The sequence below is a fragment of the Pedobacter sp. B4-66 genome, from assembly GCF_018492665.1.
GTDB lineage: Bacteria > Bacteroidota > Bacteroidia > Sphingobacteriales > Sphingobacteriaceae > Pedobacter.
This window is the reverse complement of the sequence record NZ_JAFVME010000005.1, coordinates 150,624-162,820: the sequence shown is the minus strand read 5'-3', so window position 1 is coordinate 162,820 and position 12,197 is coordinate 150,624. Positions and strand designations below refer to the sequence as shown.

Here is a 12,197-nt window from a genome sequence, read left to right as displayed (position 1 = left end):
CTCTGCCATTTAATTCGTGGAATGAATACGGGATATAAAAAATAACCCTGCCTCGGAGAAGGCAGGGTTTAATCAATCAAATATCAAAAAGGAGAACCTTTTTAATGGGTTCTAAATTACAATTACTTTGGCTTAAAATGAAAAAATCCTCGCTATCTTACGATAACGAGGATAATCATCCCTATTGTTTATTACCATTCATAAATGACTGATAACATGTAGGTAATTGCAATTAGCAGGCCAGTTTATATTTAAGCCTGTTTACGTGGTGTAACTTGCTTGTAATTAGGTTTATGTGAGTTTTAGGTGGATTTGTGTCAAATATTTTAAAGGGAAATAATATCCCCAACCTGTGGAAACTAAACGTAAAATATACACAGCGATAGCTGTTTAAACATTTAATTAGTTACCCAAATAGTAATGAAAATACATCCTCAATTTTCCTTACCGGAGTTATCTCAATTTTAAATCGATCTAATATTAGCCCTTTTAAATTATAGTTTGAGATAAAGATTCTTTCGAACCCAAGTTTTTCTGCCTCAGAGATACGTTGCTCTATTCTATTAACGGCTCTGATTTCTCCGGATAGACCAACTTCAGCCGCAAAGCAAATTTTAGAAGAAATGGCTATATCTTCATGAGAAGAGATTATTGCAACCATAATAGCCAGGTCAATCGCCGGATCTTCAACTTTAATACCACCGGCGATATTTAAGAATACGTCACGAGTACTTAATCTAAAACCACATCTTTTTTCCAGCACGGCAAGGAGCATATTCATTCTTTTAGTGTCAAAGCCATTTGCTGAGCGCTGAGGCGTTCCGTATGCCGCTGCGCTAACCAGTGCCTGTGTTTCTATTAACATTGGCCTGGCGCCTTCTAAAGTGGCTGATATGGCAATTCCACTCATCTCTTCATCACGTTGTGATAATAAGATTTCAGATGGGTTGGATACTTCTCTCAAACCGCTACTATGCATGGCATAAATTCCCAATTCAGCCGCTGCACCAAAACGGTTCTTTATAGAGCGTAGAATTCGGTATACATGATGTCTGTCGCCTTCAAATTGTAAAACAGTATCAACCATGTGTTCAAGGATTTTTGGTCCTGCAATGGTTCCGTCTTTAGTGATATGGCCAATTAAAAATACAGGGGTATCAGTTTCCTTTGCAAACCTGAGTAATTCGGCCGTACATTCTCTGACCTGAGATACGCTTCCTGGTGTTGAATCAATATTTGAGGAGTGCAGGGTTTGTATCGAATCAACTATTATTATGTTCGGTTCAAGAGCCTCAATTTGCTTAAAAATATTTTGAGTAGAAGTTTCTGTAAGGATATAGCAATCAGCCTTGGGTGATTTAGTGATGCGTTCTGCTCTCATTTTGATCTGCTGTTCGCTTTCTTCACCTGATACGTATAGGATTTTTTTACCGGAGATATTTAGTGCCAACTGAAGCATCAGTGTAGATTTCCCAATGCCGGGTTCTCCACCTATTAGAATAACTGATCCGGCAACCAGGCCACCTCCTAATACTCTGTCGAGCTCCAGATCTCCCGTTAAAGTTCTGTCTTCACTTATAGATTGAATATCATCAACTTTAGATGGTTTATTTAAGCGTTGGGTACCTGTTGATGTTTTCCAGGAAGGAACTTTAGCACTTGTTTTCTCTATGATTTCCTCTACAAAGGTGTTCCATTCATTACAAGAAGGACATCTTCCAAGCCATTTTGCCGATTCATATCCACAACTTTGACAGAAATATGCTGATTTAGTTTTAGCCAATTTGATTACGATTTAATTCTACGAATTTATGCTTAATTCTATTAAAACAAACAGGCCCAATTTCATAGAAATCGGGCCTGTTTGTTAATTAAGTTAAAACTTACAATTTAATTTCTTCGTCTTTTGAAGAAAGAAAGTGAAACTCAGTCAAATTATAAGATGAGACTGCTCTGATTTTGATTCGTTGTCCGAATTTAAAAAACCATTTCCACTGTAAAGAGATAAAACCCTTTTTAATGAAAGCTTCAATATACGGGTGTACACAAAGCGTAATATTTTTTTCGTTTTGCTCCTGCAAAATATAGGTCAGGTTATTTTCAATGTCATCCATTAAAACAATACTGGCCTTAATTTCCCCCGTACCGTCGCAGGTAGGGCATTTCTCACTGGTTACAATGTTCATTTCTGGTCTTACACGCTGGCGTGTAATTTGAACAAGGCCAAACTTACTTGGAGGCAATATGGTGTGCTTGGCACGATCCAGCAACATCAGATCCTTCAGATAATCGAACAACATTTTACGGTTGGTAGGTTTGTGCATGTCGATAAAATCGATTACTACAATACCACCCATATCCCTTAAACGAAGTTGGCGGGCAATTTCTTTAGCGGCTTCTTTATTAACCTGTAAAGCATTGTCTTCCTGATTTTCTTTGCTCGCAGTTCTGTTCCCGCTGTTTACATCAACCACATGAAGAGCTTCAGTATGTTCAACTACAAGGTAAGCTCCTCCTGCTAAGTTTACAGTTTTACCGAAAGAGTTCTTAATTTGTTTTTCAATACCGAAATGCTCAAAAATAGGCTCCTTATGTTTGTATAATTTTACAATCTTTTCCATTTCTGGAGAGATTTCATGAACATAAGAACGAATGTCTTCAAACAGGTTATTATCGCTTACATAAACATTAGTAAAATCAGTGCTTAAAATATCACGGATTAATGTTGATGTACGATCCATTTCTCCCCAAACCCGTTTAGATGGTTCTGCATCAGGAAGCTTTTTAATGAAGCTTTCCCATTTAGCTACAGAATCTAGAAGATCTTTCTGGAGTTCTGCAACACCTTTACCTTCTGAAACGGTTCTGATAATTACTCCAAAATTTTTAGGCTTAATACTTTCAATAATCTTTTTTAAACGATTACGTTCGGTATTGCTTTTAATCTTTTTGGAAATAGAAATTACATTAGAGAAAGGAACTAATACAATATATCTGCCGGCTATTGAAAGGTCTGAACTTAAACGAGGACCTTTGGTTGAAATTGGCTCTTTTGCTATCTGAACAGGTAAAACAAGATTCTTGCTTACTACTTCTGATATTTTGCCTGCTTTGTTAATGTCTCCTTCTAGCTTGAAATTATCCAGTAGAGTGCCATTAACAGAGCCGTTACGCTTGATTTTAGTTAGCTTAATTAAAGATTGAACTTGAGGACCGAGATCAAAATAATGCAAGAATGCATCTTTTTCATAACCAACATCTACGAACGCAGCATTTAGACCCGGCATAATTTTTTTAATGCGGCCTAAATAAATGTCGCCAACGGCGTAGTTGTTGTTGATCTGTTCTTTATGAAGTTCTACAAGTTGTTTGTCTTCAACTAAAGCTATGGTTACTCCCAGTGGAGAGGAATCTATAATTAATTCTTTTACCAAAAGCTACAGATTTTAAGGCAATAAATGCCTTATTAACACATGGACAAATAAAAAAAACATTTGCAACGAAAAATAAGGCTAGGATCTCATCGTAGCCTTATTTCTGTGCAAATCAATAAGAAAAATTATTTTTTCTTATGTCTGTTTTTTCTTAAACGTTTTTTGCGTTTGTGGGTAGCCATTTTATGTCTTTTTCTTTTTTTACCGCTTGGCATAGTCTTGAATTTTAAATATTTTTTAAATCTGTTTATTAATTTTTACTCTTTAGCTCCAATACTTTGTCATCAATAAATTTAGATAACTTAGGATTTGCAGCTAGCTTTTTACTCTTCAAATAAGCATCAATTGCATCTGTATTTTTGCCGAGGCTTTCATAAGCTGTAGCTAAATAGAAGTAAGCATCTGGAGAAGGCTTAATGGCGATAATGTTGTTAAATCTGGTGATGGCTTTATCAAACTGACCAGATTTGATTGCAAATGTACCTAAACTCATATTCGCTTTCAAATTCTTTGGGTCCTTTTTTACCACATCCATTAATAACGCAATACCTTTCATCGGCATTCCCAATCCATCAACAATTGTGATACCTAAACCTGTCTTTGCGTCGTTGCTTGTCGAGTCAATACTCATTGCATTAGTATAAGCAGCATTTGCTCTCTGTAATAATGCAGGTTGTAATAAACTGTCTCTAGAGCTATCAAACGCTTTTAAGAAGCGGTCTCCGGTAACTAACCAACTGTTTAATGTTTTCTCTTGATTGGCTATAATCTCAAGGTATAAAGCACTTGGTGCGCTTTGTTCAACATCATCCCACTTTTGAGCAAGTACTTTTGCCGACGCGATTTTATCTTTATCAGCAGCAGCTTTAAATGCATTCTCAAGTGAAGTGATTTCAGCAGCAAAGTTAGGGCTGATCAGAGTTTTCCCAGAAGCCGAAACTTCTTCCAAACTGATTGGTTGAGGAGCCTCTGAAGCCATTGGCCCTGCAGCAGGAACATTGCTCGTTTGCTCTTTTGGCTTAACTAAACCTTTAATATCCCTTGTAAACAAAAATGCTCCAAGCAATACTATTGCTCCAATTATGATAATTTGTTTTGAACGGATATTGTTTAGCATAAGTTGATTAAGCTTCTACGCTTACTTTTTTTGAATTGTTCTTTACTTTATCAACAAAAACTTTTGCTGGTTTAAAACTTGGAACAAAGTGCTCTGGGATAATAATTGCAGTGTTTTTAGAAATATTTCTCGCAGTTTTTTGCGCTCTCTTTTTTACAACAAAACTACCAAAACCTCTAACATATACATTCTCTCCTCCGATCATACTGTTCTTGATCACTTTGAAAAATGCCTCAACGGTTTCTTGTACATCTACCTTTTCAATTCCTGTTTTTGTTGATATTTCTGAAATAATATCTGCCTTAGTCATATTCTATTATTTATTTATAGTGTATTATATACTTTATACGTGATTTGGGGTTGCAAAAGTATTGCTTTTTAATGAGATAGGAAAATAAAAGATGATTTATTTGTTTCACATTGTATCAGAGAATTGCAAGTTTTGCCGAAAACAAATTAATAACGCTGTATTTTTGTCCTTATGATTTTTCAAACGGAAATAGTAAAATGGTATTTAAATAATAAAAGAGATCTGCCATGGCGGGGTACAACGGATGCTTACGTTATCTGGTTGTCCGAAATCATTCTTCAACAAACACGGGTAGAGCAGGGGCTGCCTTATTTCAATAGATTTTTAGAAAATTATCCAACAATTACCGCTTTTGCTGCAGCATCTGAAACCCAAATTTTAAAGCTTTGGCAAGGTTTAGGGTATTATTCGAGAGGAAGAAATATGCTTTATACTGCAAGGCAAATTCAGGAAGTTTATGGGGGAAAGTTTCCCACTAAATACGACGATCTTATCCGTTTAAAGGGGATAGGCGACTATACTGCTGCTGCAATATCATCTTTTTCTTCCAATGAGATGAAACCTGTTCTTGATGGAAATGTTTTTCGGGTATTGTCTAGATATTTTGGAATAGATACACCAATAAATACTACTTCAGGTAAAAAGCAATTTATAGAACTGGCCCAAAAACTAATAGTCGGCCAGGAGCCTTCTGTATATAATCAGGCAATTATGGAGTTTGGAGCTTTACAATGTAAACCTAAATCTCCTTTCTGTGAATCCTGCCCTATTCAATCTGATTGTTTTGCCAGAAAAAATGAACTTGTGAATGTACTTCCTGTTAAAGAGAAGAAACTTAAAAAACGCACCCGTTATTTTAATTATTTGGTGTGTATCAATGGTGATGAAATCTTAGTTAATAAAAGGAATCCGGGAGATATCTGGCAGGAATTGTATGATTTCCCTTTGATAGAAACTGAAGATAATTATACTGAGGTACATGGACAATTCCTGGATAAGTTAAAGGATGGTTTTGGCGATACCTGTACAATCACTCCTTTAGAGCAGAAAAAACATTTATTAACCCACCAAACTATATATGTTCAATTTTTTGCTTTAGATAATTATATCATTAACTTTAATCAGAATGCAGAAATAAAATGGGTTTCATTACAGGAGTTCGACGAATTGCCGCAACCTAAAGTGATCACAAATTTTATAAGCTCTTATTCAGTTAATTAGTAAATTCAGAATTCATGTCAGGTATTAACAAAGTTATTTTAGTAGGACATTTAGGAAAAGATCCTGAAGTCAGACATTTAGATGGTGGTGTAACAGTAGCTAGTTTCCCATTGGCAACATCAGAAACGTATAACAAAGATGGCAAACGAATAGAGCAAACAGAATGGCATAACATTGTTTTGTGGAGAGGTTTAGCAGAAGTAGCCTCAAAGTATTTGCAAAAGGGTAAGCTTGTTTACATTGAAGGTAAGCTCCGTACCCGTTCATTCGAAGACAAAGAGAGAGTGAAAAAGTATGTTACCGAGGTGGTTGCAGAGAATTTTACTATTCTGGGCAGAAAAAGTGATTTTGAACAAACACCTGCCACGGGAGAAAATAGTACACCAAAAAGCGAAACGGATTATATAGATCCTACTGATGCTTCAGGCGATCTACCTTTCTAAACCGGATATAAAAAATGGCTGCCTCAACTTAATAAGGCAGCCATTTTTATCTCAGATGCTCTCGTTTATTCTACAGTAACTGATTTGGCCAGGTTCCTTGGCTGATCAACATTGCAACCTCTCAAAACTGCTATGTGATAGGACAGTAATTGAAGTGGTATAGTAGCCAGCAATGGTAAAAATGCTTCACTGGCATCAGGAATCTCTATGCAATAGTCTGCCATCTTTCTAACTTCAATATCTCCCTCAGTAACAATTGCCAAAACAATCCCTTTTCTGGCTTTTACTTCCTGAATGTTGCTAATTACTTTTTCATAAGAGGAGTTTTTAGTAGCAATAACAACTACAGGCATTTCTTCGTCAATTAAGGCTATAGGCCCGTGTTTCATCTCAGCGGCCGGATATCCTTCTGCATGTATATAAGAGATCTCCTTGAGCTTTAAAGCTCCTTCTAGCGCCACAGGAAAGCCGCTTCCTCTACCAAGGAATAAGCAATTTCTTGAATCTTTAAATTTCTGGGCAATTTCTTTTATGAGTTCATTGGATTCAAGCGCTATTTGTATTTTTTCAGGAATACAATCTAACTCAGTAAGTAATTCAATTAATTTAGAATTCGTGATGGTGCCTTTTTGCTGAGCCATGTAAAAGGCCATCAGAGTAAGCACAGTAACCTGAGCGGTGAAGGCTTTTGTTGAGGCAACGCCAATTTCAGGGCCTGCATGCGTATAAACGCCAGCATCCGTAAGCCTCGGTATAGAAGCGCCAACAACATTACATACACCAAAAATGGTAGCCCCTTTTTCTTTTGCCATCTCAATAGCTGCCATTGTATCGGCGGTTTCGCCCGATTGAGAAATAGCGATTACAATATCTTTTTCAGTAATAATGGGATTTCTGTACCTAAACTCAGAGGCATATTCAACTTCTACAGGAATTCTTGCATATTCCTCAATTAGATATTCTCCTACTAAGCCTGCATGCCAGGAAGTGCCGCAGGCAACAATGATAATCCGATCAATATTTTTTAGCTTGTCGGCGTATTCTTTTATTCCTCCTAATTGTACTTTACCCTCATTCGGGTAAATACGCCCACGCATACAATCTCTTATAGAGCGTGATTGCTCAAAGATTTCTTTTAGCATGAAATGCTCATATCCACCTTTTTCAAGCATTTCGAGTTTAAGTTCTAGCGCTTGCACGTAAGGGGTTTGAACAACATTATCCAATCGTTTAATTAATAGCTCATCCCGTTTGATAAAAGCAATTTCGTTGTCGTTTAAATAGATTACGTTTTTAGTGTACTCAACGATGGGAGTAGCATCAGAGGCGATAAAATACTCCCCGTCTCCAACACCAATAACCATTGGACTACCTTTTCTTGCTGCTATTAATTGGTCAGGATGTTCTTCGTCCATTAGAACAATAGCATAAGCGCCATTAACCTCACGCAAGGCTAACCTAACTGCCTCAAGTAGATCTACCTTTTCATTTTTATAAATTTCTTCAATTAAGTGAACCAAAACTTCAGTGTCAGTATCACTTTTAAACTCGTGTCCTCTTGTTTTTAGCTCTTCTTTAAGCGTGGCATAGTTCTCGATAATTCCATTGTGGATTATGGTAAGCTTGCCATTATTAGAAGTATGTGGATGGGAATTTCTATCGGATGGGGCGCCGTGGGTTGCCCATCTGGTGTGGCCAATGCCGACAGTTCCCGAAAGGTCTTTGCCTGTGGCAAAATTTTCTAATTCCGTTACCTTGCCCGCCTTCTTGTAGATGTTTAATTTCGTGTCAGAAATAAGTGCAATACCGGCACTGTCGTACCCACGGTATTCTAATCTTTTTAGTCCTTTAATAACGATTGGCCAAGCTTCTCTGTGGCCAATATAACCAACTATTCCGCACATACTAAATGGGTTTAAAAAAAGTATCCTCCGAAATTAATAATCTCGGAGGATATAAACGCAATAGTGTGTTAAATTAATTTAGTTAATCAACTCTAGTATAATAGATGTTTAACTTAAGGCCTTTTTCATTAGTGCCAGGAGTCGCTGTGTTAATGACTGAGCGTGCTCCAGAGGTTAATGAAGGGAAAATATTATATTCTGTAAGTGAGCTTGGTGAAAGATAAGTGCCATAATCTTTAGTCTTCTCATCAATCAAAGATTGTAGATAAGCAGTTACAGTGAATATATATCTTTTATTTACAGTGTCGTAAAAGCCACCAAATGCAGCTTCTGATCCAGCATAAGATGGATTTGAACTGGTTTGAGTAGGCGCAGTGTTATCTATTAAATTCACTCTTTGTCCGGCGATGTCAAGTCTGTAAAGCGACAATCTTTGTGCAGGATTCCATGGAGATACGTCTGTTCCATTGCTAAGATTAACAACCAATTCAGCTCTGTTAATAACCACACGAGCATTTGGATTACCAGCTTTTACTTTTTCTACAAAAGCTTTTAGATCAGGGAAAGCAATTTTATTTCTTACTCCTGAAAGTGCCTGTAGGTAAGTAACTTTATAAGGAGTTGCTGGGCTTGGAACATCTAGTTGTTCCTTAATCGCAGTGCCATCATAATCATGTTTAACGTATGCTGCAATTGGGCCTGAACCTGATGAGATTGGGAAACTAACAGCTACAGTATCTTTTTCAATAACACTTGTGCCAACTTGTTTTTTGTAGTAGATCTCAATTTTAGAATCAGTACCACCAAAATTAACAAACATTACACCACCAGGTCCATTTGCCTTAGCAGTTACCTGTAAGCCTTTAAATTGAGCAGCAAATTTAAGATTGGTAGATCTCAATGCCGAGTCTAAGTTTACAATTTTAGACTGAATAAACGCATTGCTAAGTTTTATTCTTAATTGAGGAACAACAACTTTAAGTGTATCCGGTTTTCCGTTCACTATGTCAGTAATTCTTAAAGGAGTTTTTGGTTTCAGCTTTGTGGTAAAAGCAGGAGCCGCATCAGCTTCCACAGGCCAAACTTTATTACTTAAAAAGACCTTTTGTGCGGAAAGGTCATCCTTAAGTTGTTTAACGGTAAAAGTATATTCAGTAGTTGTTGTATCTCCGTAAAATTGAGTAGAGTAAGGCAAAACAAGTATTGCCGAATCCACTGCAGGAATTCCTCCAAAGCTATAGCTATTAGAAGGAAGTGATACTGTCATCGAAAGGCTGGCGTCAGTTTTTCCAAAAATAGGATCGCCAGTTATGTTTCCCAGGGGATGTCTAACCAGTCCAATTGAAGCAGTTGGAGAATCAAGAACAGTTTTAGACTCAACAAGCACGGTGTTATCTAAAACGCCTTTAATAGGAGAGTCGCCTTCAGGTGTAAGACCGATAGTATTGGCATCTTTACAAGATGCAAAAAGAAAAAGACCTATTAACAGGGTCAATAAGTCTTGTTTTATAAATTTCATATTTTAAAATACCTGAGTTTATGCTAGTGAAACCAATTCTTCGTCAGAAATCTCTTCATATAATGAATAGAAATTCTCGAAATTTTCGGTTAAATTAAAAGCTAAAGTTGGCTTATTAGAATCTTTAACAAATTTTAACACATCAGCATTTATTTTCTCATCAGCTAACACTACTGCATCAGAGTAAGTTATGGCTCCAATATGCAAAGCGCTGCAATCAGCTTTTTCAAATGCTTTGGTATCTTCAACAGTCATAGAGTTCATAACTGCTTTTTTATACAAATCAGTGTTCATTGTTTCAGAGAAACAATCCTCATAAATTGAATATACCACTTTTGAATTTTTAAAAGTAGGATCGTTTTTATAAGTAGTTTTAATGTATGCAGGCACTAAAGCAGTCATCCAACCATGGCAATGAACGATATCCGGAGACCAACCTAATTTTTTAACAGTTTCAAGTGCACCTTTACAGAAGAAAATAGTTCTTTCGTCATTATCAGCATAGAACTTGTCTTCCTTGTCTCTAAATACGTACTTGCGTTGGAAATAATCTTCATTATCCAAGAAATAAACCTGCATTCTTGCTGCCGGAATTGAGGCCACCTTAATGATCAACGGGTTATCATTGTCATCGATAATGATGTTCATACCTGAGAGACGGATAACCTCGTGTAATCTGTTCCTTCTTTCATTAATGTTCCCAAACCTTGGCATTAAAATACGGATTTCAAAACCTTTATCCTGCATTGCCTGAGGTAACTGACGGGTAATTTCTGAAATCTTTGTGAGTTCAAGGAAAGGCGACATCTCGTGTGTAACAATCAGTAGCTTCGTTTTTGCCATCTCCATATTCGTAAATAAAAATTTATGTTAAAGAAAAGATTATCAAGGGGCAAAGGTAAGCAAAATAATAACATTTATCAATATAATACGCAAGATGTTTTGTTGGGAATGGATAAATAACCAACTTTGCCCCCTGAAATTTTATAAGCTGGTTTGGAAGTTCTAAATACTATCGCGGCGTTAAAGTCGTTGCTTGGTCCAATTAAATTGGCTCAGCAGAAAATTGCTTTAGTGCCAACTATGGGTGCGCTGCATAAAGGCCATGTGTCGTTAATAAAGATGGCTCAACATCAGGCTGATGTAGTGGTATGCAGCATTTTTGTTAATCCTACTCAATTTACAGATCCTAAAGATTTGGAGAAATATCCACGCCCGTTAGCGCATGATATGGCTATGCTTAAAGAAGCTGGATGCGATGTAGTGTTTATGCCTTCGGTAAAGGAAATGTATCCAACCGAGGAGACATGGCATATTGATCTTGGCCCTGCAGAATTTCTTTTAGAGGGCGAATTTAGAAAAGGTCACTATCAAGGGGTCACTCAAATCGTAAAAAAACTGTTTGATGCAGTGGAGCCTGATATTGCTTTTTTTGGACAAAAGGACTATCAACAGGTACTCATGATTCAGAACATGGTAGCCTATTTTAAACTTCCGGTTCAAATCATCTCCTGCCCAATCATTAGAGAAGATGACGGACTAGCTATGAGTTCCAGAAATATCCATCTTAATACTACCGATAGAGAAAACGCGTTAGTTTTAAGTCGTGCCCTTAATTACGTACATGAAAATTTCAAGAGCAAAAGTATACCAGAGCTATTACAAAAGGCTAAAGAGCTAATTGAAGAAACACCTGGGGTTGAGCTTGATTATTTTACCATTGCTGATGGTAAAACATTACTTCCGGAAACAGATAAAAAAGACCAGAATATTATAGCACTTGTGGCTGCAAAAGTGGGTCAAACAAGGCTTATCGATAATATGATACTTAGCTGAAAAACGGGAAACATTCATTCACAAACTTTATCTAACTTTGCGTTATGATTATCGAGATATTAAAATCGAAGATCCACCGTGTTAAAGTAACACAGGCAGAACTGAATTATGTTGGTAGCATTACCATTGATGAAGATCTAATGGATGCGGCCCAAATTATTGCAAACGAGAAAGTGCAGATCGTAAATAACAACAACGGCGAGCGTTTTGAAACCTATGTAATAAAAGGTGAAAGAGGAACAGGAACCGTTTGTTTGAATGGAGCTACAGCCCGTAAAGTTCAGGTGGGTGATATACTTATCATCATGTCTTACGGATCTTTACCAATAGAAGACGCAAAAAAATACCATCCTATATTGGTTTTCCCTGATGATAATAATCATTTGCTGAAATAGGCTGTAATTACATTATAA

11 protein-coding genes are annotated in these 12,197 nt (G+C 36.8%); 4 read left to right on the top strand and 7 right to left on the bottom strand.

Annotation, left to right across the window (positions count from 1 at the left end):
• Positions 1-406: 406 nt before the first annotated feature.
• The 4 genes from radA to J1905_RS10085 all read right to left on the bottom strand — a co-directional run bounded on the left by radA (position 407) and on the right by J1905_RS10085 (position 4,861).
• The gene (radA, locus tag J1905_RS10100; RefSeq protein ID WP_214227153.1) at positions 407-1,783 is read right to left on the bottom strand and encodes a DNA repair protein RadA; all 1,377 of its coding nucleotides are present in this window, start codon (positions 1,781-1,783) and stop codon (positions 407-409) included.
• Positions 1,784-1,883: 100 nt separating this feature from the next.
• Positions 1,884-3,434, bottom strand: a complete 1,551-nt coding sequence (locus J1905_RS10095; RefSeq protein WP_173089782.1) for an Rne/Rng family ribonuclease — start codon at positions 3,432-3,434, stop codon at positions 1,884-1,886.
• 250 nt (positions 3,435-3,684) lie between these two features.
• Positions 3,685-4,551, bottom strand: a complete 867-nt coding sequence (locus tag J1905_RS10090) for a tetratricopeptide repeat protein (RefSeq protein WP_214227152.1) — start codon at positions 4,549-4,551, stop codon at positions 3,685-3,687.
• Positions 4,552-4,558: 7 nt separating this feature from the next.
• A complete protein-coding gene (locus J1905_RS10085) occupies positions 4,559-4,861 on the bottom strand; it encodes an HU family DNA-binding protein (RefSeq protein ID WP_008240139.1) in 303 nt (100 codons plus the stop codon).
• Between the two features lie 171 nt (positions 4,862-5,032).
• Between J1905_RS10085 and mutY the strand changes: the two genes are divergently transcribed.
• Positions 5,033-6,082 carry an A/G-specific adenine glycosylase gene (mutY, locus tag J1905_RS10080; RefSeq protein ID WP_214227151.1) on the top strand — a complete coding sequence of 350 codons (1,050 nt, stop codon included), beginning with the start codon at positions 5,033-5,035 and terminating at the stop codon, positions 6,080-6,082.
• A gap of 14 nt (positions 6,083-6,096) precedes the next feature.
• Positions 6,097-6,525, top strand: a complete 429-nt coding sequence (locus J1905_RS10075) for a single-stranded DNA-binding protein (protein WP_173089785.1) — start codon at positions 6,097-6,099, stop codon at positions 6,523-6,525.
• 65 nt (positions 6,526-6,590) lie between these two features.
• Here J1905_RS10075 and glmS read toward each other — a convergent pair whose 3' ends face one another.
• The 3 genes from glmS to J1905_RS10060 all read right to left on the bottom strand — a co-directional run bounded on the left by glmS (position 6,591) and on the right by J1905_RS10060 (position 10,791).
• The gene (glmS, locus tag J1905_RS10070; RefSeq protein ID WP_214227150.1) at positions 6,591-8,429 is read right to left on the bottom strand and encodes a glutamine--fructose-6-phosphate transaminase (isomerizing); all 1,839 of its coding nucleotides are present in this window, start codon (positions 8,427-8,429) and stop codon (positions 6,591-6,593) included.
• A gap of 82 nt (positions 8,430-8,511) precedes the next feature.
• A complete protein-coding gene (locus tag J1905_RS10065) occupies positions 8,512-9,948 on the bottom strand; it encodes a DUF4270 domain-containing protein (RefSeq protein ID WP_214227149.1) in 1,437 nt (478 codons plus the stop codon).
• 18 nt (positions 9,949-9,966) lie between these two features.
• Positions 9,967-10,791, bottom strand: a complete 825-nt coding sequence (locus J1905_RS10060; RefSeq protein WP_250318070.1) for a glycogen/starch synthase — start codon at positions 10,789-10,791, stop codon at positions 9,967-9,969.
• A gap of 153 nt (positions 10,792-10,944) precedes the next feature.
• Here J1905_RS10060 and panC point away from each other — a divergent pair, with 153 nt between their 5' ends.
• Positions 10,945-11,784: a pantoate--beta-alanine ligase gene (gene panC, locus J1905_RS10055; protein WP_214227147.1), complete on the top strand. Its 840-nt coding sequence runs from the start codon at positions 10,945-10,947 to the stop codon at positions 11,782-11,784.
• A gap of 44 nt (positions 11,785-11,828) precedes the next feature.
• Positions 11,829-12,179, top strand: a complete 351-nt coding sequence (panD, locus tag J1905_RS10050) for an aspartate 1-decarboxylase (RefSeq protein WP_214227146.1) — start codon at positions 11,829-11,831, stop codon at positions 12,177-12,179.
• The last annotated feature ends 18 nt before the right edge of the window (positions 12,180-12,197 follow it).